Origin of the sequence: Pseudoalteromonas sp. KG3, assembly GCF_030436385.1 — a bacterium.
GTDB lineage: Bacteria > Pseudomonadota > Gammaproteobacteria > Enterobacterales > Alteromonadaceae > Pseudoalteromonas > Pseudoalteromonas prydzensis.
The window spans coordinates 2,682,079-2,703,860 of sequence record NZ_CP098523.1 but is presented as its reverse complement, the minus strand read 5'-3'; the positions used below and the strand labels follow the sequence as shown (position 1 = coordinate 2,703,860).

Genomic DNA, 21,782 nt, shown 5'->3' with positions numbered 1-21,782 from the left:
TAACTCACTGTTAAATATAATTAAAACCACAAAAAACAAAATGTAAACCATTGTAAACCATTGTAAACAAATGTAACCTAAAATCCGAATAGAGAAACAATGAACTCCGACGTTATAAATATTTTAACTATGGCAAAAGTAATCCAAACTGCCGTAGCTCCCGTTTTTTTAATAACCGGTATCGCGGCAACTCTCGGGGTGCTTTCTAACCGTTTAGCGCGTATTACAGACCGTGCTCGCCAACTTGAACGTAAATTAAAAGTCAGTACCGATGAAGAATTTAATTCGTCGCTAACCACTGAGCTACGAGCATTGTTAAAACGCTCTCGCTGTATTCATATTGCCTTTAGCTTAAGTGTATTAAGTGCTGTGCTTGTATGTGCAGTGGTTATGCTACTGTTTTTATCGCATATTCAATCTATTAATTTAGGTGTTACTATTGGCAGCTGTTTTGTTGGTGCAATGGCATTACTTATTTGTGCCTTTATGTCGCTACTAGGTGAAGTATTCTTAGCAACTAGAAGCATGCGCAGAGGAATGATATTTGCTGATATTGATATCAATGATTAGATTTTAATTATTAAGTTCAATAGCAGTTCAGTTTAACCGCAATAAACTTGAATAATCGAACTTGCTGATATACAACAGCAGCTATTCTATTCAAGCAATGAATTACTAATAAGGGGCAAAAGGAATGAAATTAAAGCAATTACTTTTAGGTGCAACACTAAGTGCACTCACATTTGGTGCAACTGCCAATTCAGCATTTGAAAAGCCAAGTGACGCAATTGAATATCGCCAAGCAGCGTTTTCAATGATCCGTGTCCAAATTGGCGATATGGGCGATATGTTAAAAGGCAAAGTGCCTTTTGATGCGGAGCGCTTTAAACACCGTGCGAATAATGCCGCGGCATTAGCAAAAATGCCTTGGGAAGCGTTTGTTGCAGGCTCAGACAAAGGTGATACATCTGCGTTGCCAGCCATTTGGAGTGATAACGAAACTTTCATGAAAAAAGCCGCAGCGTTCCAGCAATACGCTGACGAACTTGCCGTTGCAGCACAAACGGGCGATAAAAAAGTAATCGCTAAAGCGTTTGGCCCATGGGCTAAAGGCTGTAAAGATTGCCACACATCATTTAAAGATTAATTAAATTTAAACATATAAAAGCAGCTTAATCTGTACTAATTCTAAGCTGCTTTGAAGCGATCCAATGATCGGACGTGCAACTTACTGGGGTTTTTATGTCTAGATACATTACAGAGCAAAATTACGACTAGCTAGGTGCAAACTAAAAATATTCCACATAACATGAATTCATGTTTAATTTATCACCTCAGCAAGCATACTACTAATCAGCTGTTTATTAAGGAAATTTAATCTCGCTTCAAGGTTTGTAACCTTGTGGGCTAAGTAAAAACCGAGTTAGCTACGGTATCCTGCTATCGCCATTACTTACACCATGTAAAGTAGCAAAGAGTTAACCGTCCCTTAGGTAGAAACTTCCTGGCAGCGCGCACATGTTTGGCATTTATGCTGCGTTATCGAATACTTATAGGGCAGAACTGCACTACGTAGGCTCTTACCTTTCCTCAAAATAAAGCACACTGATGAAAAGGCTAATTTAGACTCTCCTTAGTGGTATATAAAAACGATTCATTGGCGCAAGAAAATGAACCTTGTTATGTTGATAAATGTAGGCAATGCTTATGAACTCAGATAAACCTCAAATTATATGGGTGTATTTCAAATACAAAAGTAACAGTTGCTAGACATGGCATGCCAGACAACTAATCCCATTCAGAATAAAAATGTGATGGAATTAACTATGAGGCTTTAGGGGTCTGAATGATTTGTGCTTGCTGTAGTATATGGGTGCGAAGTCAGATGGATATAAGCGCACTATAATTTGAAATTAAAAAGCCTGAATCCGATTAAGTATCGGAATCAGGCCTGTTCGATGCATAATGTAGCATCCAGCTAAATGACACTACTTATTTCTACAACTACTTTTTTAATACCACCATCGAACTATTTTTTTATACGACGACGCAGCATTGTAAGTGGTGTAGCTAACAAGATTAACCAACCTAACGAACCTGATGAACCATTGCCCGTTTCTTTTTCAGGTTCAGGTTGAGGTGGAGCAATTGTATCATTTACAGTTATAGATACTGTCGTTTCAGCTGACGTTGTGCCTGAAGCTTCGCGTACGGTATAAGTAAAGCTATCTTCGCCAGAAAATTGACTATTAGGTGTATAGTCAATAGAGCCGTCATCATTCACTACAACGCTGCCATTACTAGGCTGCGCAGCAACTTTAACTGTTGATGCCTCAAGACTACCTTTGATTCGAGCGCCTTTATGAGCTAAAAATTCTGACGTTGAAGTTTCTGAAGATGCTTTTGCATCAAACACAAAGCGAGATTCAGCTAAATCATTCTCAAGCACATCAATAGTAACCGTTTGCTCTTCATCAACAACAACTGAATCGCTAGCAGTAAAATGACTACGGTCTTTTGCAAACACTTGGAAGTCAACCGCTACAGAGCCACCCTCAGCTTTATTAAGGATATACCCTTTACCAATGTTATTACCGGTTGGGATATTCTCAAGTTGCGCGCCAATTTTTCCATCAACAGATTCAACACCTGCTGAATAAACGCTTGGAAGCTGTGGTACATCAATATAATTAATACGGATTTCATCTGTACCTTCAGTGATTATTACCTGAAAAGTATATTGCTCGCCAGTGCCCTCATATAACTCAGCGTTATGCCATTCTACAATATAAAAAACATCTCCGGCAGCATTACTGAGTGAACCAAGATACAGTTGCCCACCACCTGTAGAACCTCCAGCTAAATCAAAATCAGCCCACAATGGAGCAATCACGCCATTAGGAGTTTTTGCATCAGGCATCATCTGAGGAGAAAATGAGTTTGTAGTATCTGCATCACCAACTGCAATAAAACCATTATCAGAAACTGTAAAAGATGAGTATTCACGACCATCAAATATAAAGTTTGCATTTACTTTGACACTAAATTCATCACAATCACCTGTACATGCGAAGGGTTCAATGTCGAAACCTGTTAAGGATGTAGTACCTAAAAAGTCTTCACTCTCAATGACAAAGCTTTCTCTTGTCAGTGCCCCCTGCCAATTGATAGTACGTTTATCATCGCTTAAAGTGAGTTCGCCTGAGCCATTTGTAACAGTCGCTACTGGCTGAGAGCCACTTAACATTTCTGCATTTTCACCTAGTGCAATATTGACTTCAAAGTCATCGCTATATACCGTGTTATTAAACTCAACATTAACTTTTGCTGGCGTGTAAGAGTTTAACGAATCAGCATCGACAGATACTTTAAACACACTTGCATTAGTTGTTTCATCATCATGAATTGCAAATGGCAGGTGCGCTACTTTTCCTGACGTATGAGCCCATACTACATGACCAAAATTCCAGCCTTTGACGCTATTAAAGGTAGTATCAATATCAAGATTAAACTCTGCAGTATCACCTCCATTTTCACTGCCTAGTGCACCTAAGTTTATTACATTTGGTGAGACGCTAATTTCAGCCCCAGCCATATCAGTAACAACTTTAGCGCTCCACTCACCAGCTTCAGCAAGCATATTAGTCATCGTATTAGAAAAACTACATACATTTAAGCAACTTGGATCGGCATATGAGCCATGTCCAAATGTCAGTGCGGCATCAAAAGAGCTTGGTATGTCTAGTCGACCAGCACCTACATCAAAAGGGTCTGCCTCAGTAATTAAATCTTCTTTGTGTAAGCCATCCATTTTAGATGTGCTCATCAGTGCCGTTTTAATTTGTACAGCATTCCACTGTGGATGTTTTTGTTTCATTAATGCTGCAGCACCTGCAACATGCGGACTCGCCATACTAGTACCAGTCAACGAACTAAATGTTATGCCATTTCCTTCATCTGGAGAGAATGCTGATAGAATATCAGTTCCTGGAGCTGCTATATCAGGCTTTAAGAAATTAGGCTCGCCATTAGGTCCTCGTGAACTTGAAGAGTTCACTGCATCTGTAAATTTTTCAACAATGGTTCTAGTTACCGTAGGATCAAGACGTGCTATCAACATATCTTCTGCATTCGTTAATAACTCAACAAAACTTTCACCATCTTCTTGACTTACAGCAACAGCAGGTATTGTCGCATCCCCCATATCCATACCCATTGCACCGCCAGGTACATTATTATGAATAATGACAGCTTTAGCGCCTGCTTTTTCTGCATTCGCTGCTTTAATTGAGAACGAACAAGTACCACGAGAAATAAGCGCTACAGAATCAGCAAAACTAACGCCTTCGGCAAATTCTTCACAACCTTCAAAGTTATCAGGTGCAATCACTTGGGCTGAAATTATTGGTAGTTCAAGTACTGATTTTAACAAACCATTACTACCCTCAGTTGTCATGTAAGACTCGCCAGCAACTTCCACTGTTTGCGAGAAAAAACGACCTGTTTGCGTATTTGCGACTGTTAAGCCAGATTCAATACAACTTGGGCAACCGATAGTTTGTGGTGCATTACCATCATTACCTGCGGCAGTAACAACTACAACACCGGCTTCTTCTGCTGCTTTAAATAAATCTGCATAAGCACTTGTTGCAGGGTTACCACCGGCACCTCCACCCCAAGAGTTATTAATTACATCAGCGCCATCGGCAATAGCAGCTTCGAGGGCAGACATAAGCGCTGAAGTAGTCCCACTAGCGCGATCATCAATGGTGTGGTAAAGCGCTTTATAAGCTAATAGTTGCGCAGCAGGTGCAACACCAGAAATAGCAAGGTTACTGCCTTGATATGTAATCTCAACAGGGTTACCTACAGCAGTACCTGCAACGTGAGTACCATGCCCGTCATATCCTAAAGGCGATAAGTATTCATCAGGATGAATACTACCTGGAGTGGGTCCAAATGCACGTGCAACAATAAGTTTATTATTACAGAAGCTAGCATCACCAGTTGGAATTCGACAGTAGTCAGGATTGTCAGTTAAATACTGTTGCTCTTCAGCCGTAAATTCAGGCTCACCAAAACCGTCTGCAGAGAACATTGGATTTTCGGGACGGATACCTGAATCAATTACAGCAACTTTAATACCTTTACCCGCTTCGGATTGACCACCCAATGCTTGCCAAGCTTCAACACCCTTGATCACATCAATTGATGCGTCCATGACTGCATGATATTCGGTATCTAAAAATACCTTTTTAACGCCAGGTAATGATGACAATTTAGCTAGTTGACCAGGTTTCCCTTCAACAACAACACCATTAAACAAAGTATCAAATGTCTTCGATACTCTAGCCCCACTTACTTGTGTAATACTTCGAGAAAGCTGCTTTTGTTTTGCTTTTAAATAGCTTTTATATTGTACAGCTGCTTTTGAGGCTAATTGAACTTTACTATCACCAGTGACTAATGAAGAGGTAGCCATTAAACCAACTACACCACCTCTATAAGTCGCTAGAGGCTCATCCTCTAATTGTACAATATAGCGGGTTTGGATTTGCTGACTTTTATCTTTGGAGTATTGCTTTATATTTGAAGTTTCTGATCCATAAGCTTTATCAAAAGTAGTAGCTGCAATTGTGCTAGTTGCTGAAAATGTAATAGCAACTGCAGCTGCAACAGCTGAGATTTTTATTATTTTAGACATATATTCCCCTAGAAGTGTTTTTATTTTAATTGGTGTCACACACAAATAAAGCCACAAATTGGCAAAAAACCGTTAACACCAACACCGATTCAATCACAAAAGCAACAAACAGGGTACTAATATATCCTTGAATATGAAAAACAAAATAAATAACAACAACTTGCGATGTAAATAATTGTAAACACAGTGGGGGTAGACTTTTATCATAAAACAACTAGATAAAAGCCTTTAATCAACAGCATTGCTTTACTACATTCTAAGACTTAACTGAACAAATAACTCAGTGAATCTCTACCCCAACTAAGCATTAATACAATTAATATTATGGAAAAAATAACAAAGGCTAACCATGGTGCTTTAGTAACTTGATTAGTTTGAGCTAGACTTTGCTTTTCTTTATAGCCCGTAACCATCGCTTTGACTAGTTTTTTGCCTTTTAGGCGATAAATAACAATCGCCACTACGTGCAAAATAATCGCGTAGAATAGTAGATCAAAGTTTTTATGATGCAGCCAACCTGCCCATTCGACAACTTGGCTTGATGCATATTGCACCAGCGGACCATCCGTTAAAATATCATCAGTGGTCATTAAGCCACTGAGTAGCTGCACTAATAGTAAAATAAAAAATGCAATCACCATGTAACTACCTGCAGCACCATGGCCCAGCTTGGCATCACCATGTTGCAAAGACTTAAGTACAGCTCTCGGTGAGTGAATCAGTGCCGTTAACTTAGCCGTTTTACTCCCTATTACTCCCCAAATAAGACGAGTTAACAACAGCGCTAAGGTGAAAAAGCCAGCCACAAAGTGTAGTTCCATCATGCCTTCTTCAGCACTAAAATACAGCGTTGCAATAGCAATCACTAATAACCAATGGAAACTGCGGATAAAGCCATCCCATACTTTAATTTTGTGCATGTTTAATCTCTTTTGCGTAAAAGCTTATTATTTCAAACTTTTGTTAATTTAGCATCTTTGCTGTTCAGGGTTAATTGATCTATGGCAGACTAAGGGCATTAATTACCGTAATGAATAATATTAATGTCACTTAGCAGCAAACGCGCACTCATAAAAGGCTTTTTAGATATGCTACCGTTGTGTTTAGCAGTGATCCCATGGGGCATATTATGTGGCTCTTTGGCAATCCAAAATGGCTTTACTGCTATTGAAACTCAGGCTATGTCATTACTGGTATTCGCAGGCTCAGCGCAGCTCGTTGCCATTGAGCTTATCGCGGGTAACACGCCATTACTGACCATTTTATTTACCACCTTTATTATTAGCTCACGGCACTTTTTATATGGCTTGGCAGTGCGCCATAAAGTGATTGATCAGCCTATGCGTTGGCGTTTACCGGTCAGTTTTGTACTGACCGACGAGTTATTTGCATTTTCCCATCACCGTAAAGCGTATCGCACCAAACTGCGATTAGTTTATGCCCTCAGTGCTGGATTTAGCTTTTATATCGCATGGAATTTATGGACTTTAATTGGCATCGTGGCGGGCAGTTTACTACCGGATTTAACTAATCTTGGCCTCGACTTCGCTATCGCCGCAACTTTTATTGCTTTAGTGATCCCAGGCATTAAAAACCTTGCCACATTAGCAACGGTCATCACCGCGGGAGTGATGGCAACGCTACTTAAAAGCCAAGGCTTTGAATTATGGCTGGTAACCGCAGCATTAACTGCGATGACCGTGGGCTATGTTATTAGTCGTGCGCAAACTAAAACGGAGCAAATCGTATGATGACCACGATTCTATTAATGGCCTGTATCACCTTTTTTACCCGCTATTTATTTTTACATCGCGCCCTACCATTTAAAGTTGGCCCAAAAATGCAGCAGTTTTTAAGCTTTAGCGCGCCAGCTGTTTTAACAGCGATTTGGGTACCAATTGTATTTGTAACCGATGATGGAATAAATGTAGATTGGCAAAACCCATACCTTAGCGCCGCTGTGGCAGCCATTATTGTCGCCTATAAAACACACAATATTTACTACACAACCTTAGTTGGTATGGGTTTATTTTTGATCTTAAATTAGCCTCTTTTTGGCTAATTTAAACGCTGGCTAATAAAATAGCGCGGCTTTTATCTAGAGTGACCTGCCCACGTTCGCCAATAGCCGTCATACCATGGCGTTCAAGTTGCTCAACAATTTTATCAGCAACTTCTTCGCCTAACTGATAATCACTTAAACGCGTTGGCATATTCACACTGTGGAAAAACGCTTCAGTGGCAGTAATTGCCTGCTCAATCGCGGCATCTTCATCACTAATGTCTAATCCTAATACACGCTCTGCGTACTGTAAGATTTTACCGCGCTTAGTTTCTTTTTGCTCAGCCATCATCCGTGGTAACACAATCGCAAGCGTTTGCGCGTGATCAAGACCATACATAGCGGTCATTTCATGGCCTATCATATGAGTAGCCCAATCTTGTGGCACACCCGCACCAATTAAGCCATTCAGTGCCATTGTTGCTGACCACATAATGTTTGCACGTACTTGATAGTTGTCAGGCTCACTGAACGCTTTAGGACCCTCTTCAATTAAGGTCATTAAAATGCCTTCAGCGAAACGATCTTGCAGTTTAGCACCTACATCATAAGTTAAATACTGCTCCATAGTATGCACAAATGCATCAACAATGCCGTTCGCCACTTGGCGGTTCGGTAATGAAAAAGTCACTGCAGGATCAAGCACTGCAAACTTTGGCAATACCAGAGGGCTGGCAAAGGCAAGTTTTTCATGAGTATCCAGGTTTGAAACAACACTATTACCGTTTGACTCAGAACCGGTTGCAGGTAAGGTTAATACCACACCAAGCGCAATAGCAGATTTAATCTCGCCACCTTTTGATAAAATATCCCATGGCTCACCATCATAATTTGCCGCCGCAGCGATAAACTTACTGCCATCAGCGACTGAACCACCACCCACAGCAAGAATGTAATCAATCTGTTTTTCTTTCACTAAAGCAACGGCTTTCATACATGTTTGATAACTTGGGTTAGGCTCAATGCCAGGAAACTCAAACCACGTATGCTCACTTAACGCATCAACGACTTGATCATAAACGCCATTACTTTTAATACTACCGCCGCCATAAGTAACCAGTACTTTTGCGTCTGCTGGGATCTCATTTTTAATTAAAGCGATTTGTTGTTCGCCGAAATGAATTTTGGTTGGGTTTGCAAAACTAAAATTTAACATGCTTGCTCCATTGCTTGACAGTTTGCTCTCATGAGCCAAATTAGGTGACTTAATAATTGTAGGGGTTTAATGATTTATTAAAAGAGCAAGACGGAGAATCACTTTTGCACAGCTGCAACAATAGATGCTATAAACTAATATTACTTAATATTTGAGAACTAACTTATGTGGCATGGCCTTGATGAATTTTTACATGTAGTTGAACATGGCAGCTTTACTAAAGCAGCCAAAGTCATGGAAGTATCCACATCTCATATTAGTCGCCAAGTACAGCAACTTGAAAACCGCTTAGGCTCATTGCTATTTCAACGTACCACGCGAAAAATAAGCCTCACTGATGCAGGCCGCGAATATGCCGTGAAGCTCAAAGCAATCAAGCAAGAGTTAATCGACGCCAATAACCAACTGCAAGGCGAGCAACGTAAGCCCAAAGGGATCATTCGAATTTCTGGTGCTGGTGAATTTGTTGCATGTCATGTCGCACCTAAAATTGTCGAGTTTGTAAAGCGCTACCCTGAGGTTGAAGTAGATATGGACTTTAACAATCGCAATGTCGATCTAGTCGAAGAAGGCTTTGATTTAGCAATCCGCTTTGGCCGTATGCAAGATTCCAACTTAATAGCACGCTCACTTAGCCCCCGCATAATGACCCTCGTGGCCAGTCCAGAATATTTAGCGCAGCATTCAACCCCAACTACGCCATATCAGTTAGCAGAGCATAATTGTTTAATTGCTTTGGGAAAACGCTGGCGTTTTAATTTTAATAATGAAATAAAAGAGGTTAAAGTTGCGGGCAATTGGCGCAGCAACCATCCTCGCGCACTGCTTGCTGCAACATTAGCAGGGTTAGGAATTGCCCACCTAGCCACCGATATTGTTGATGAGTATGTTCAACAGGGGCAATTAGTGACCTTACTTGATGAATTTCAAGTAACCGACAACGCTTCATGGCTAGTCTATCCGCGCAAAGACTTAATGCCTTATCGAGTGCGATTATTGATCGAACATTTGCTAGCACAGTTCAATGATTAGAATTTAAGCTGTATGTCTGTCGCAACTCAGGATAGAATTTAGCAAACAACAATAATAAGTGATTACCATGAACGACTTTCACCAACTTTCAGCCAGCAACCTTCAAGGTCAGACAATTGATTTTTCAGACTTTACAGGCAAAGTCGTATTAATTGTCAATACAGCGAGTAAATGTGGTTTTACGCCACAGTATGAAGGCTTGCAGCAATTACATGCAAAATACGCCGAGCAAGGCTTAGTAATTATTGGTTTTCCGTGTAACCAGTTTGGTAAGCAAGAACCTGGTAGCGCCAAAGAAATCGAGCAAGGGTGCCTGATCAATTACGGCGTAGATTTTGTTATGATGAGCAAAGTTGATGTCAATGGCGAGCATGCCCATCCAGTTTTTAGGCACTTAAAATCTGCATTACCGGGATTTATAACCCGTAAAATAAAATGGAATTTTACCAAGTTTTTAGTCGGCCGTGACGGTGAGGCAATCAAACGGTTCGCACCATTTACAAAGCCGCAGCAAATCGAAGGCGCTATTATTAAAGCCCTTAAAAGCAACACCATGTGAGCCACTAAAAGCAATAAAGAGGCAAATTGCCTCTTTATCTAAATTATCACTTAGTCGTTTAAATACTCATCTAAGTCATCTTCGCCCAAGTTTTTACGCAAGCGTTTTTGCTCAAGGTAGTCTTCCAACTTTTTCTTAACCTTTTGCTTATTCTTGTCGTGTTGATTACGCCCGACCATTTCGTACTCGTCTTCAACAAAATCGTCATCTAGCGCATCGTAACTAAATGTCTTACCCACAACCCACTCCATAAAGTGTTTGAGACCAATTAAGGATTTTTATCACTGTCATTGGTGAAATTAAAAATGTTCAGCACAATTTCATATCGCGAAAGTGCACCAAAATAAAGCCACGACCCAATCTTAAAATGGTGTCATGTCAATATTGTGAATAAATAGCGCTAAATTTTAATTCTGGAAAGTGAGAGTTTTTTATCGAAACGATAAACATCTTTTATTAACGAGGCAAAATTAGTCAAAATGACTAAAAAGTAGTTTTATTATTATTTTTTAGCTCTGCTAAAAACCGACAAAAATAGATTAATTCATTGTTTTTAAAGGTTAAAAATTATTGGCATCAAACTTGATTAGTATTAAATACGAAAAATACGTACTCGTTAAAATCAACACATTGGCAGGATATTAAAATGAAAAAATTACTATTAATCGGTTCTTTATTTATTGCTACAGGGGCAATGGCGCACACTGATAATGAGACTAATATTTCTTTCAGTGGCGATTCTTGCGACGTTGAATTCAAAAATGACGTACGCATCAAACCAAATGAGCTAGAAATCTTCACCGCAGACAACAACACGATGAGCTTTGTCGAGCAAGGTGAGCTAAAAATAAATGGCCAAACTGTGGCACTTAACGGCCAACAGCGCCAAGCCATCACGGCGTATTCGAATAGTTTGCGCAGCCAATTGCCAGAAGTTGCGAACATCGCTCTTGAAGGTGTAAAAATTGCTGGCGTCGCCATTGAAGAAGTGGCAAATGCATTCAATATTGAAGGGCTAGATAGCATTAATGATCTAATGGCTGATATTAAAATAGAAGTTGAAAACACCTTTTATCAACAAGGCACATTTGTAATGGGACAGCAGAGTTTTCAGCAATTTGGTGAAAACTTTGAAAGCCAGTTTGATGAGCAAATAGAAAGTGCCGTGCAATCAGCGATGATGCAATCAATGGGCAGCATTTTAATGGCGGTAGGTTCAGAACTAATGGGCTCAGGTGGTGATATGCAAGCCTTTGAACAACGCATGGAAAACATGGGGGCAGAAATCGAAGCCAAAGTTGAACAACAAGCGAATCAATTAGAAAAACGTGCTGACGCATTGTGCGGTAACTTTTCTACTATTGCAGAGCAAGAGCAACAACTGGTTAAGCTAGTGCCAGAATTAAAAGATTACCAATTGTTTAGTTATAAGAAAAATAACTAAGCAGATTCTAAGCGAACTATTAACTAGCCAATAAAAGTTTGATATCCCTTTAGCAGCACTCTTTTTAAGGTGCTGCTTTTTTATTTTTAGCTAAATGCACAAGTTCACCCAACCTATTTATTGCTTGTTCAAGTTTTTCACTCCATGGCAAACCATAGCTTAACCTAATGCAACTACGGTATTTATTGGTGGCCGAAAAAATATAGCCCGGAGTAATACTGATCCCGTTTTCGAGCGCTAGCTGAAACAATTTAACGCTGTCATACCCGCTGCCTAAATCAATCCAGATCACACAGCCTCCTTGTGGATCACTGATCCGTGCAGTGCTCGGAAACGCTCGTTGTAAACACCAGATCATCCGTTCTTTGTTGTTGCGTAAACGCTGTTTGAGTAGCTTAAGGTTACGTTCGTACTCACCACTTTGCACAAACTCATATAACGTCCACTGATTGATCAGCGAAGTAGAGCAACTCAATGCGCGTTTATAGCGCCGAGCTTGAGCAGCAAACTTACCAGCAATCAGCCAGCCAACGCGATAACTCGGTGCAGCCGTTTTTGAAAAAGAGGCACAAGTAAGCACTAAGCCTTTCGTTGAATAAGCTTGCGCTGGGGTGCCTCGTTGTGCAGTAAAATGTAGATCACCGTAAACATCATCTTCAATCAATACCACATTATGAGACTCTAACAATGCGACCAGATCTTTACGCTTAAGATCAGGCATGAAACTGCCAACAGGGTTATTGATCGAGGTAGAGAAAACACAGGCTTTGATGTCATGATCTTGCAAAGCCTGACTCAGATCATCAAGCCAGATCCCATCATCAGGACATAGCGGGATCTCCAGTGCTTTCAACCCTAAACTTTCGATCAATTCAATAATGCCAAAATAACAAGGTGACTCAATAGCAATCACATCGCCCGCTTTTGCTACACACTTAAGGGCAATCGCCAATGCTTCTTGTGCACCGTTAGTGATCACCAACTCTTGTGGATCAACACCAATACCAAAATCTAAATAGCGATGGATCAATTGCTTTTTCAGCGGAGCAAATCCGTCAATAGCCCCATAATTAATGGCACGACTGCCGGCAATCGACATAACTCGGCGCATTGTCCGACTGAGCATTTTATCGGTTGGCGCTGCCGCCACCGGATTAGCAATGCCAAATGGCACCACCCCCGCTTGGTGAATTGCATCATAAACTTGCTCTATCAACACTTGCATATTCACCGCAACGGGCTCACGACTGAGTTTTACACGCTTTGGTCGCGCTAATTGGGTAGCCGATGACTTTAAAAAATACCCTGATTTTTCACGTGCCTCTACTAATCCCTGTGCTTCAAGCGATTGATAAGCCAATTTAACTGTTGGAATACTGACTTTAAGTTTGTCGGCCATTTTACGTAGCGAAGGTAACTTTTCACCGGGTAGTAAAGTGCCTTGCTCTGATAGCTCACGGATCAGCTGCATAACTTGCAAGTATAAAAAATCATGATTACTTTTACTTACGACTAATGACATCTGATGCCTCTCAAAATAGTTTTATCAATCGTTAAAATCTGTACAGGTTGCATTTCTAATTTTCTGTATATGTTAAGTATACAGAAGCACATTAAAATAAACACTTAATCGACACGCTAGGATCGGCCATGAGAAGCATCGCGCTTTATACTTTAACAGTTTTGATTTGGGGCTCTACCTGGCTCGCAATTGAATTTCAATTAGGTGACATTGCAGTTGAAGTATCACTGTTTTATCGCTTTAGTTTAGCGGCCATATTAATGTGGATTTGGGTAAGCGTTAAAAAGTTACCTATGAATTATAGCCGTCGCGATCACGGTTTTTTTGTATTACTGGCGTTGTGTAACTTTGGCCTAAATTATTTAGTACTTTATTGGGCACAAAACTATTTAACGTCTGCCATGGCGTCTATCGCATTTTCAATGTTACTGCTAATGAATATAGTAAATACTCGCCTGTTCTTTGGTAAACCCATAGCAAAACGCATTTACAGCGGTGCATTAATTGGCGTTGTGGGTATCGTAAGTTTGTTCTGGCCACAATTACAGCAGTTCGACTTAAGTAATGGGGCGTTGGTCGGTTTACTACTTGCGTTAACCGGCACCTTTGTGGCTTCATTGGGTAATATGGTGAGTGTTCGCAACTCCCAGCAACAAATTGGTGTGATGCAAGGCAATGCCTGGGGCATGCTCTACAGTGCAATTGGACTACTATGTTATGTATTTATGGCTGATGCTAGCTTAAGCTTCTCTGCCCCTGCTAGCTACTGGTATTCATTAGTCTATTTAGCAGTGTTTGGCACCGTCATCGCATTTGCTTGTTACTTTGCGTTGTTGAAAAATATCGGTCCAGAGCGCGCCAGTTATGTCATTGTGTTATTTCCATTGGTTGCAGTGATTTTAAGCACATTATTTGAAGGTTTTATTTGGCAGGCCAATACATTTATCGGTTTTAGTTTAGTGCTAGTGGGTAACGCAATTGTACTAACACCCACAAAAAGAATTAAAGCGTTTATCGAGTTACATAAGGCATCACTTGCCAATAAACGCTCCATCCCCAGTTAGAATACGTTTATAACGTAGCTAACGCCAAAAGCGCCTACTTGTTAGGCGCTTTTTTATTGCTAACATATTATCTAAATTTAGCACTGCGGCATGCAAAAACGCAGCGCTTGCGGATGAATAGTCACAGTAGCTGGGGTCATCCCCACTAGCTCCCCATCTGCTTCTATCAATAAACCTGGGGTATCGATATTCGCAGTGTTTAAACGCTGATAACTAAGCCCTTTCATACCATGGTGGTTACGCAGTAATAAGCGTATAAAACTATATAAGTTACCAAGCAAACCCCGTCCTGTCATTGTGTAACACTCTAAATAGCCATTATTTAATTGTGCTTTAGGCGCTATTTTTAATCCCCCACCAAAATAATGGTAATTAGCAAATACCGTAATTAAGTTATGATACTGAGATTGCTGCCCAGCAAAGCGGCCCTCTAAGTGCGCGGCCTGATAGGCTAGTAGATGCTTAAACCCAGCAAAACTATAGCCTAATGGGGTTAATGCAGGCTTAGCTTGCAATGCATTTACTACATGCGCATCAAAGCCAACCCCCGCAATATTAATAAAGTAACGGTTATTTATTTGGCCAATATCAATTTTAACTTCGTGATCACTAAAAATAGCATCACGCCAAGCCAAGTTGCTGCAGCCAAAGCCACGAGCAAAATCATTGCCTGTTCCTTGTGGTAATAACGCTAATGAGCAATTTAATGCCATCAAGGCGTTCACAGCTAAATGCAAGCTACCATCACCACCAAGCACAACAACACGCTTTTGTGACCGCGCCAAAACCGCTATTTTTTGACAATCATCACTAAAATGGCCTGTTGTATAAAAAATAGTGTTATCAATGCCACGTTTTTGACATTGATCTAATAACCAAGCGCAATTTTTTTTATGCTTTTTTTGCGTGCTTGGTTTAATAATTATTAGCATCTGACTACCCGACCACTTAAAAACATAAAAATAGACTTTTCAAAAGATAAATTAATCTGAATACTTACTCACTTTTTGTATTTTGTAATGCATAAAAAACATCAAAAATAAAATAAAGCCATTATATTTAAAGTATTAATACATTTAAAATATTCATAACCATGCAAAACGAACTAATAAAGCAAACTTAACCGCAAGTTAATAACCGCACTTCACATTAGTTATTTTTATCCGACCACCCTAATTTTTATCGTTTTATTTTTGTGCAATTTAGAGTCAAAATAGCCGTGTTGTCAAAACAGACATAACCCGGAGCAAAGTAATGAACCCAGTAAATACTTTAAACGAAAGTGCAGCTACCCATGTTGCAGTAAAACCGACCAATCGCAAAGCAAAAATGCTTGCCAGACTAAACCGTTTCGGCAAAAAGCTAGCTCTTGGCGGCGCAGTTCAATACAAGTAATCACCCAACCATGATTACTTTAGCGGTGCAGCAAACACCCAACCACTAAATGAAACTACTTATTTAGCTCCCTCGTTTGCTGCAACCCCTTCTTTAAACTCCCTAAAAACACCTTTTTTATAAAAAAAACCACTTTTTAGAACAAAAAAACAGCAAACGATCTTTTTCCTATTTACACACCCCAATCACCTGCGTATTATTCTTTCCCAACGGAGAGATGGCAGAGTGGTCGAATGCACCGGTCTTGAAAACCGGCAGGGGTTTATAGCCCCTCTAGGGTTCAAATCCCTATCTCTCCACCATTATTACGTTTTGGTGGTTCACTCGATCATCAAAATGACAGTTTATGCGCCGGAGAGGTGGCCGAGTGGCCGAAGGCGCTCCCCTGCTAAGGGAGTATAGGGTTTGTAGCTCTATCGAGGGTTCGAATCCCTCCTTCTCCGCCATTTAATAACGAAGAAAGCCCCGCAATTTATTGCGGGGCTTTTTTTGTTGTTAAAAATGGCAGAAGGCGGGTGAGAACCCTCGACCAGGGTTCGACCAAATGTCAGGAACATTTGGGGCCGCTGCAAGCGTCGCGAAGCGATTGATTACATGGACGTAAGCAAGCCCATCCCCACGTTTGACACTAATACTAGTCTAAAAAGCCTATCGTTTTATGCCCGAAACCTTTACACCGATGAAGGCGGGTGAGAACCCTCGACCAGGGTTCGACCAAACTTTGTCTGGAACAAAGTTAAACGCACGCAGTGCGGCCCGAAGGGCAAAATATAGGGATGTATTTTTTTCAAATGTCAGGAACATTTGGGGCCGCTGCAAAGCGCCTCCCGCGATTGATTACATGGACGTAAGGAAGCCCATCCCCATGTTTGACTCGCATCTCAGTATAAATTCTCCAAGCTTTATGACATTCACGGTGGTAAGCCACTCGCCTACAAGTAATATCTACTGTGCTTCTGTAGATACGTCATTTATAGCGAAAACTTTGCTCCCCCACTTCTTTTTGCTAATGTGCTTAGCTAACTCAATTTAGATAAAGATAACTATGACTAACACCATGAACCATGACCGAACTTGAAAAAATGCAGCTGGGCTTATCTTATCTAGCCTCAGATCCAGAACTCGCAAAAGCACGTACACATGCAAAGTTACTCTGCCATCAATTTAATTTAGCAGATCCAACAACACCTCATGTACGAATTAAATTTATTGCCGAGTTATTAAAACTTAAAGGTAAAGCCTATCTTGAGCCAATGTTTTACTGTGATTATGGTTTTAATATTGAGCTGGGCGATAATTTTTATGCCAACCATAATTTAACTATTTTAGATGTCTGCAAAGTGACTATTGGTAGTAACGTGATGTTTGGTCCGAATGTGATGATCTCAACAGCCACTCACCCGATAGACCCTCTTGAGCGACGCATCACTGAATCAGGCCGCCCTATAACTATTGGAAACGATGTTTGGCTTGGTGGCAACGTCTCAGTATTACCAGGGGTGAGTATTGGTAATAACTGTGTGGTTGGCGCAGGCAGTGTTGTAACCAAAGACATTCCTGCCAACTCAGTGGCGGTGGGAAATCCATGTAAAGTGATCAGAAGTATTGAGGCTAAATAGCCTCTATGATTGTTAACGGGTTTAATCCTGCAAACTAAACCCATCGGCATCTAAATGCGCGGGGAAGCTTTGCTTAAAGAGCTCGAGCGGCTGTTTGTCCAAAGTGATAATAACCACCTCAGCTTGGTTATCTGTAGCGGCTGCCAGCGTATCGCCTTTAAAATCATACACGGCTGTGCCGCCATTATGCGCGACGCCATTGCCGTCATCACCAATACGATTAACGCCAATCACATAACATTGGTTTTCCATCGCTCGAGCCATCAGTAAGGTATCCCATACTTTGCGTCGTGCTGCTGGCCAGTTGGCAACATTCACCATCACATCGTAGTCATTACAATTACGCTGAAAGACCGGAAAGCGTAAGTCGTAACACACTTGCGGCAGAATTTTAAAGCCATTGAGAGTAAACACTTCTCGACGCTCACCCGCCTTCACAAAATCGCCTTCTTTACCTAAGCAAAATAAGTGGCGCTTGTCGTAAAATTTAACCTCGCCATTGGGCCACACCCAATAAAAGCGATTAGCTTTTTTATCACCTTGTTGCACGAGCACCGAGCCTGCTATCACCGTATTGGTTGACTTGGCCGTCGCAACCATCCAATTAAGCACTGCACCATTTTCGGGTTCAGCGCAATCAAGGTTAATAGCGAACCCTGTGGCGAATGTTTCTGGCAATAAAATAAGCTCTACTGATTTATCTATATCAGCTATTTTATCGCTAAAGTGTGCCAAGTTAGCGTCTTTATCTAACCAATTAAGCGATGTTTGTATCAGTGCTAGGGTTAAAGTTGACATAAAATCTCCGCGGCTTGTAATAGCGTGGCGTCATGTTTGGCAAAGCATAAGCGAATAACTTTATCGTTGCTTGGTTGCTGATAAAACACGCTCAGTGGAATGGCGGCAACCCCTGCTTGCTCTACTAGCCAGTGGCAAAACTCTACATCATTGAGATCTGATACATCACTGTAATCAAGTAGTAAAAAGTAAGTGCCTTCACTGGGTAAAATGGTAAAACGACTCTCTTTTAGTGCATTACTAAGTACATCACGTTTTTGTTGATAAAACTCACTGAGCTCATCCACATGCTCACCTTGCTGCTCTAGCATATCGGCTAATGCGTGTTGCGCAGGGGTGAAGCTTGAAAAAGTCACATATTGGTGAATTTTACGAAACTCCACCGCAAGTGCAGCGGGTGCGATGCAGTAGCCCATTTTCCAGCCTGTGCTATGAAAAGTCTTACCAAAGCTTGAGATCACAAAACTGCGAGCAAACAATTCTTCATCACGCAGCACACTTAAGTGTGGCTGGTTATCAAAAGTAATATGTTCGTATACTTCATCACTTATCACATATAAATCATGCTCGGCTACTAAGGCTTTAAGTGCATTAATATCGTGCTGTTTTAACGTTTTCCCGCTTGGGTTGTGTGGAGTATTAATAATAATAGCCCGCGTTTTGCTATTTACTACACTAGCAACTACTTGCCAATCAATTGCATAACTTGGAGCCTGTAAAGCAATATGAACTGACTTACCGCCAGCCAGTTCTATCGCAGGTTGATATGAGTCATAGGCAGGGTCAAATACGATAACTTCATCGCCTTTGCGTACTAATGCTTGAATGGCTACAAATAAAGCTTCGGTTGCACCTGAGGTGATGGTTACTTGCTGCGCCGCATCTATTCCCGTTGCATATTTACGTTTTGCTAGCTGGGCAATTTGTTGCTGTAGACGCGGTACACCTGATGAAGGTGAATATTGGTTAACGCCTTCAAGTACATAATGATTAAGCTGCTTTTTAAGTAACTCTGGCGCATCAAACTCAGGAAAACCCTGCGATAAATTAATGGCTTCAAATTGATTTGCTAAAGCGGTCATTTGACTAAAAATACTGGTGCCTAAATTTGGCAATTTACTTTCAAACACTGGTTACCCTTAATGATGGTTTTGCGCCCAAAGCGATGCTATCATTGCTGTTAACAGAAGTATAGCCGTCTAAATTAGCTAGAGGAATGTATGCATAACAATACCGCTATTTCGGAACTTATAGAAGCAGGGAAGTGGATCAGTCAACGTGGTTGGGTACCGGCCACAGGTGGTAACTTTTCAGCGCGAACCAATACTGGCTTTGTAGTGACTGCCAGCGGTTTTGACAAAGGACAATTAGGCTCACATACCTTTATAGAACTAGATCATGCAGGTAATCGCAGTGCTAGTGCCGCCAAGCCATCGGCAGAAACTGAACTGCATTTAAGTATGTATAAACTAATTCCTTCAGCTAATTATGTATTACATACTCATTCTGTCGCCGCAACAGTATTATCACGAGTTATTAAAGGCCACAGCCTAGATTTACACGGCTACGAAATGCAAAAATCATTAACTGGCATAACCTCACATTTAGACACCTTAAGCATTCCAATTTTTGATAATGACCAAGACATTGACCGCCTTAGCTTATTAGTCAGCGATCACCATCTACATATCCCGATCGAGCACGGCGTACTTATTCGCGGCCACGGTTTGTATGTTGTGGGTCGTACAATCGGTGAAGTTCGCCGCCAATTAGAAGGTCTTGAGTTCTTATTTGCATGTGAATTAGAACGTTTAAAATTAGTAGGATTAGAATCATGATCAAAGCACTACTGACCGATATTGAAGGCACAATTACCCGTATTTCGTTTGTTAAAGACGTGCTGTTTCCATATGCAGCAAAACAACTTCCTGAATTTGTAAAAGCTCAGCAAACACAAAGCGCGGTAGCAGAGCAAATTGCTGCCGTAAAAGCGATTATTGAGCAGCCTGATGCCAGCATCGATGTGGTAATTAACACTTTGCTTGCATGGATCCGTGACGATAAAAAAATCACCCCATTAAAACAGTTACAAGGCCTTATTTGGCAAACTGGCTATGAAAATGGCGATTTTACTGGTCATTTATACCCAGATGCCTACCAGTTCTTAGTTGCGCAGCAACAAGCTGGCCAGCAACTATATGTGTATTCATCAGGCTCAGTAAAAGCCCAGCATTTAATTTTTAACTACTCTGACTTTGGTGATATTCGCTCCTTATTTACTGATTACTTTGATACTAACGTGGGCGCTAAACAAGAAGCCACCGCTTATGAAAACATCATTGCCCAATTACCTTTTGCCGCTCATGAAGTGCTATTTTTAAGTGATGTTGCCGCAGAGCTGGATGCCGCTAAAGCCGCTGGTTTAAAAACCCTACACTTAATTCGTGATGGTCAAGCAAGCTCGCCTGCACATAACTATATTAACGATTTCAGCCAATTTACCGCGGAGCATTTAGCATGAGCCAACTGACTATTTTTGCCGATTGTAACGCCAGCAATGCATTATTAAATACCCAAGATGCAGCACAAATTGCCGCTGAGCTGAATAAAGTAAATGTACGATTTGAACAATGGCAAGCAAGCGCTGTTATTAACGCCGATACCAGCCATGAAGATATTATTGCAGCCTATAGCAAAGATATTGAGCGCCTAAAACAACAAGGCGGCTATCAAACTGTAGACGTTATTTCGCTGGCAAAAGGCAACCTAAATGCCGCCGAGTTACGTGCTAAGTTTTTATTTGAACACACCCATAGCGAAGATGAAGTGCGCTTTTTTGTAAAAGGCCAAGGGCTATTTTGCCTACATATTAACGACAAGGTATACCAAGTGCTTTGCCAGCAGGGTGATTTAATTTCAGTTCCTGAGCTGACCCCACATTGGTTTGATATGGGCAGCGATCCTGAGTTCACCGCGATCCGTTTGTTCAATAATACCGAAGGTTGGGTGGCCCAAAGTACTGAGTCTGAGATTGCTAAGCAATTTCCGTTATTGGACAGCAGCAGTTAATAAAGGGATAAAATGGAAAGGTTATTCTCATACGGAACACTGCAATTAGCGCAAGTACAGCTTGATACTTTTGGCCGTTTGCTTGAAGGTCAAGCCGATACACTAAAAGGCTACGTGGTAGGCGAAGTTGAGATCACCGACGCCGCTGTGTTAAAAAGCAGCGGCCAGCGGTTTCATCCAGCATTAATTAAAACGGGCCTTGCAACAGACACTGTAACCGGCACTATTTTTACCATCACCTTAGAGGAACTTGCTAACGCAGATAGCTATGAAGTTGATGACTACATCCGTATAGAAGAGTCATTTAGCAACGGTATTGATGCATGGGTGTATGTGGCAAAAAGCTAACGTCATATCA

Annotated in this window: 22 protein-coding genes and 2 tRNA genes; 16 read left to right on the top strand and 8 right to left on the bottom strand. The window is 41.0% G+C overall.

Features of this window, described 5'->3' with window-relative positions; genetic code table 11:
• Nucleotides 1-99: 99 nt before the first annotated feature.
• Complete coding sequence (locus tag NDQ71_RS12845; RefSeq protein WP_192540820.1) at nucleotides 100-570, top strand: DUF2721 domain-containing protein; 471 nt, start codon at nucleotides 100-102, stop codon at nucleotides 568-570.
• A 124-nt stretch (nucleotides 571-694) separates the two neighbouring features.
• Nucleotides 695-1,147, top strand: coding sequence for a cytochrome c (locus NDQ71_RS12840; protein ID WP_192540819.1), 453 nt, complete (start codon nucleotides 695-697; stop codon nucleotides 1,145-1,147).
• An 882-nt stretch (nucleotides 1,148-2,029) separates the two neighbouring features.
• Here the strand turns inward: NDQ71_RS12840 and NDQ71_RS12835 are convergent.
• Together NDQ71_RS12835 and NDQ71_RS12830 are read right to left on the bottom strand one after the other, a co-directional pair.
• Nucleotides 2,030-5,704 (bottom strand): S8 family serine peptidase, encoded by a 3,675-nt coding sequence (locus NDQ71_RS12835; protein WP_192540818.1) that lies wholly within the window; start codon nucleotides 5,702-5,704, stop codon nucleotides 2,030-2,032.
• A 263-nt stretch (nucleotides 5,705-5,967) separates the two neighbouring features.
• On the bottom strand, nucleotides 5,968-6,624 hold the full coding sequence (locus NDQ71_RS12830; protein ID WP_192540817.1) for a cytochrome b/b6 domain-containing protein: 657 nt from the start codon (nucleotides 6,622-6,624) through the stop codon (nucleotides 5,968-5,970).
• 123 nt (nucleotides 6,625-6,747) lie between these two features.
• On the opposite strand from NDQ71_RS12830, the gene NDQ71_RS12825 reads away from it, so the two are divergent.
• Both NDQ71_RS12825 and NDQ71_RS12820 read left to right on the top strand, forming a co-directional pair.
• On the top strand, nucleotides 6,748-7,455 hold the full coding sequence (locus NDQ71_RS12825) for an AzlC family ABC transporter permease (protein WP_192540816.1): 708 nt from the start codon (nucleotides 6,748-6,750) through the stop codon (nucleotides 7,453-7,455).
• The gene (locus tag NDQ71_RS12820) at nucleotides 7,452-7,751 is read left to right on the top strand and encodes an AzlD domain-containing protein (RefSeq protein WP_192540815.1); all 300 of its coding nucleotides are present in this window, start codon (nucleotides 7,452-7,454) and stop codon (nucleotides 7,749-7,751) included. Before NDQ71_RS12825 ends, NDQ71_RS12820 begins: the two co-directional genes overlap by 4 nt.
• A 16-nt stretch (nucleotides 7,752-7,767) precedes the next feature.
• On the opposite strand, the gene NDQ71_RS12815 is transcribed toward NDQ71_RS12820, so the two are convergent.
• On the bottom strand, nucleotides 7,768-8,922 hold the full coding sequence (locus NDQ71_RS12815) for an iron-containing alcohol dehydrogenase (RefSeq protein ID WP_192540814.1): 1,155 nt from the start codon (nucleotides 8,920-8,922) through the stop codon (nucleotides 7,768-7,770).
• Between the two features lie 165 nt (nucleotides 8,923-9,087).
• Here NDQ71_RS12815 and NDQ71_RS12810 point away from each other — a divergent pair, with 165 nt between their 5' ends.
• Both NDQ71_RS12810 and NDQ71_RS12805 read left to right on the top strand, forming a co-directional pair.
• Nucleotides 9,088-9,954: a LysR family transcriptional regulator gene (locus tag NDQ71_RS12810; protein WP_192540813.1), complete on the top strand. Its 867-nt coding sequence runs from the start codon at nucleotides 9,088-9,090 to the stop codon at nucleotides 9,952-9,954.
• Between the two features lie 67 nt (nucleotides 9,955-10,021).
• Nucleotides 10,022-10,513: a glutathione peroxidase gene (locus NDQ71_RS12805; RefSeq protein WP_192540812.1), complete on the top strand. Its 492-nt coding sequence runs from the start codon at nucleotides 10,022-10,024 to the stop codon at nucleotides 10,511-10,513.
• 50 nt (nucleotides 10,514-10,563) lie between these two features.
• Here NDQ71_RS12805 and NDQ71_RS12800 read toward each other — a convergent pair whose 3' ends face one another.
• Nucleotides 10,564-10,752 (bottom strand): PA3496 family putative envelope integrity protein, encoded by a 189-nt coding sequence (locus NDQ71_RS12800; protein ID WP_029216238.1) that lies wholly within the window; start codon nucleotides 10,750-10,752, stop codon nucleotides 10,564-10,566.
• Nucleotides 10,753-11,159: 407 nt separating this feature from the next.
• Here NDQ71_RS12800 and NDQ71_RS12795 point away from each other — a divergent pair, with 407 nt between their 5' ends.
• Complete coding sequence (locus NDQ71_RS12795) at nucleotides 11,160-11,957, top strand: YggN family protein (protein WP_064666804.1); 798 nt, start codon at nucleotides 11,160-11,162, stop codon at nucleotides 11,955-11,957.
• 64 nt (nucleotides 11,958-12,021) lie between these two features.
• Here the strand turns inward: NDQ71_RS12795 and NDQ71_RS12790 are convergent, their stop codons facing one another.
• Complete coding sequence (locus NDQ71_RS12790; protein ID WP_064666803.1) at nucleotides 12,022-13,479, bottom strand: PLP-dependent aminotransferase family protein; 1,458 nt, start codon at nucleotides 13,477-13,479, stop codon at nucleotides 12,022-12,024.
• A gap of 128 nt (nucleotides 13,480-13,607) precedes the next feature.
• On the opposite strand from NDQ71_RS12790, the gene NDQ71_RS12785 reads away from it, so the two are divergent.
• On the top strand, nucleotides 13,608-14,543 hold the full coding sequence (locus NDQ71_RS12785; RefSeq protein WP_064666802.1) for a DMT family transporter: 936 nt from the start codon (nucleotides 13,608-13,610) through the stop codon (nucleotides 14,541-14,543).
• 77 nt (nucleotides 14,544-14,620) lie between these two features.
• Here the strand turns inward: NDQ71_RS12785 and NDQ71_RS12780 are convergent, their stop codons facing one another.
• Nucleotides 14,621-15,475, bottom strand: a complete 855-nt coding sequence (locus tag NDQ71_RS12780) for a diacylglycerol kinase family protein (RefSeq protein WP_192540811.1) — start codon at nucleotides 15,473-15,475, stop codon at nucleotides 14,621-14,623.
• Nucleotides 15,476-15,797: 322 nt separating this feature from the next.
• On the opposite strand from NDQ71_RS12780, the gene NDQ71_RS12775 reads away from it, so the two are divergent.
• The 4 genes from NDQ71_RS12775 (at nucleotide 15,798) to NDQ71_RS12760 (ending at nucleotide 17,557) form a co-directional block, all read left to right on the top strand.
• A complete protein-coding gene (locus NDQ71_RS12775; RefSeq protein ID WP_167542975.1) occupies nucleotides 15,798-15,938 on the top strand; it encodes a hypothetical protein in 141 nt (46 codons plus the stop codon).
• A 211-nt stretch (nucleotides 15,939-16,149) separates the two neighbouring features.
• Nucleotides 16,150-16,240 (top strand) — tRNA-Ser (locus NDQ71_RS12770).
• Nucleotides 16,241-16,291: 51 nt separating this feature from the next.
• Nucleotides 16,292-16,384 (top strand) — tRNA-Ser (locus NDQ71_RS12765).
• Between the two features lie 636 nt (nucleotides 16,385-17,020).
• Nucleotides 17,021-17,557, top strand: a complete 537-nt coding sequence (locus NDQ71_RS12760; RefSeq protein ID WP_301562671.1) for a sugar O-acetyltransferase — start codon at nucleotides 17,021-17,023, stop codon at nucleotides 17,555-17,557.
• A 21-nt stretch (nucleotides 17,558-17,578) separates the two neighbouring features.
• On the opposite strand, the gene NDQ71_RS12755 is transcribed toward NDQ71_RS12760, so the two are convergent.
• Nucleotides 17,579-18,355, bottom strand: a complete 777-nt coding sequence (locus NDQ71_RS12755; RefSeq protein ID WP_192540809.1) for an amidohydrolase — start codon at nucleotides 18,353-18,355, stop codon at nucleotides 17,579-17,581.
• Nucleotides 18,343-19,485, bottom strand: coding sequence for a methionine aminotransferase (locus tag NDQ71_RS12750; protein ID WP_192540808.1), 1,143 nt, complete (start codon nucleotides 19,483-19,485; stop codon nucleotides 18,343-18,345). The genes NDQ71_RS12755 and NDQ71_RS12750 overlap by 13 nt, the downstream gene beginning before the upstream one ends.
• A gap of 90 nt (nucleotides 19,486-19,575) precedes the next feature.
• Here NDQ71_RS12750 and NDQ71_RS12745 point away from each other — a divergent pair, with 90 nt between their 5' ends.
• Genes NDQ71_RS12745 through NDQ71_RS12730 form a run of 4 tightly spaced genes read left to right on the top strand, consistent with a single transcriptional unit; the run spans nucleotide 19,576 to nucleotide 21,772 of the window.
• A complete protein-coding gene (locus NDQ71_RS12745) occupies nucleotides 19,576-20,193 on the top strand; it encodes a methylthioribulose 1-phosphate dehydratase (protein ID WP_064666797.1) in 618 nt (205 codons plus the stop codon).
• On the top strand, nucleotides 20,190-20,876 hold the full coding sequence (gene mtnC, locus NDQ71_RS12740; protein ID WP_192540807.1) for an acireductone synthase: 687 nt from the start codon (nucleotides 20,190-20,192) through the stop codon (nucleotides 20,874-20,876). Before NDQ71_RS12745 ends, mtnC begins: the two co-directional genes overlap by 4 nt.
• The gene (locus tag NDQ71_RS12735; protein WP_192540806.1) at nucleotides 20,873-21,424 is read left to right on the top strand and encodes an acireductone dioxygenase; all 552 of its coding nucleotides are present in this window, start codon (nucleotides 20,873-20,875) and stop codon (nucleotides 21,422-21,424) included. The genes mtnC and NDQ71_RS12735 overlap by 4 nt, the downstream gene beginning before the upstream one ends.
• Nucleotides 21,425-21,436: 12 nt before the next feature.
• Entirely contained in the window at nucleotides 21,437-21,772 is a 336-nt protein-coding gene (locus tag NDQ71_RS12730) for a gamma-glutamylcyclotransferase family protein (protein ID WP_192540805.1), read from the top strand.
• Nucleotides 21,773-21,782: the final 10 nt, after the last annotated feature.

Excerpts from the sequence above, each read along its gene's own strand:
- NDQ71_RS12815 (WP_192540814.1), bottom strand. The coding sequence starts at position 8,922 with ATGTTAAATTTTAGTTTTGCAAACCCAACCAAAATTCATTTCGGCGAA.
- NDQ71_RS12780 (WP_192540811.1), bottom strand. The coding sequence starts at position 15,475 with ATGCTAATAATTATTAAACCAAGCACGCAAAAAAAGCATAAAAAAAAT.
- NDQ71_RS12745 (WP_064666797.1), top strand. The coding sequence starts at position 19,576 with ATGCATAACAATACCGCTATTTCGGAACTTATAGAAGCAGGGAAGTGG.
- NDQ71_RS12835 (WP_192540818.1), bottom strand. The coding sequence starts at position 5,704 with ATGTCTAAAATAATAAAAATCTCAGCTGTTGCAGCTGCAGTTGCTATT.
- NDQ71_RS12845 (WP_192540820.1), top strand. The coding sequence starts at position 100 with ATGAACTCCGACGTTATAAATATTTTAACTATGGCAAAAGTAATCCAA.
- NDQ71_RS12820 (WP_192540815.1), top strand. The coding sequence starts at position 7,452 with ATGATGACCACGATTCTATTAATGGCCTGTATCACCTTTTTTACCCGC.
- NDQ71_RS12735 (WP_192540806.1), top strand. The coding sequence starts at position 20,873 with ATGAGCCAACTGACTATTTTTGCCGATTGTAACGCCAGCAATGCATTA.
- NDQ71_RS12825 (WP_192540816.1), top strand. The coding sequence starts at position 6,748 with ATGTCACTTAGCAGCAAACGCGCACTCATAAAAGGCTTTTTAGATATG.
- NDQ71_RS12830 (WP_192540817.1), bottom strand. The coding sequence starts at position 6,624 with ATGCACAAAATTAAAGTATGGGATGGCTTTATCCGCAGTTTCCATTGG.
- NDQ71_RS12755 (WP_192540809.1), bottom strand. The coding sequence starts at position 18,355 with ATGTCAACTTTAACCCTAGCACTGATACAAACATCGCTTAATTGGTTA.
- NDQ71_RS12790 (WP_064666803.1), bottom strand. The coding sequence starts at position 13,479 with ATGTCATTAGTCGTAAGTAAAAGTAATCATGATTTTTTATACTTGCAA.
- NDQ71_RS12810 (WP_192540813.1), top strand. The coding sequence starts at position 9,088 with ATGTGGCATGGCCTTGATGAATTTTTACATGTAGTTGAACATGGCAGC.
- NDQ71_RS12795 (WP_064666804.1), top strand. The coding sequence starts at position 11,160 with ATGAAAAAATTACTATTAATCGGTTCTTTATTTATTGCTACAGGGGCA.
- NDQ71_RS12730 (WP_192540805.1), top strand. The coding sequence starts at position 21,437 with ATGGAAAGGTTATTCTCATACGGAACACTGCAATTAGCGCAAGTACAG.
- NDQ71_RS12785 (WP_064666802.1), top strand. The coding sequence starts at position 13,608 with ATGAGAAGCATCGCGCTTTATACTTTAACAGTTTTGATTTGGGGCTCT.
- NDQ71_RS12760 (WP_301562671.1), top strand. The coding sequence starts at position 17,021 with ATGCAGCTGGGCTTATCTTATCTAGCCTCAGATCCAGAACTCGCAAAA.
- mtnC (WP_192540807.1), top strand. The coding sequence starts at position 20,190 with ATGATCAAAGCACTACTGACCGATATTGAAGGCACAATTACCCGTATT.
- NDQ71_RS12840 (WP_192540819.1), top strand. The coding sequence starts at position 695 with ATGAAATTAAAGCAATTACTTTTAGGTGCAACACTAAGTGCACTCACA.
- NDQ71_RS12775 (WP_167542975.1), top strand. The coding sequence starts at position 15,798 with ATGAACCCAGTAAATACTTTAAACGAAAGTGCAGCTACCCATGTTGCA.
- NDQ71_RS12805 (WP_192540812.1), top strand. The coding sequence starts at position 10,022 with ATGAACGACTTTCACCAACTTTCAGCCAGCAACCTTCAAGGTCAGACA.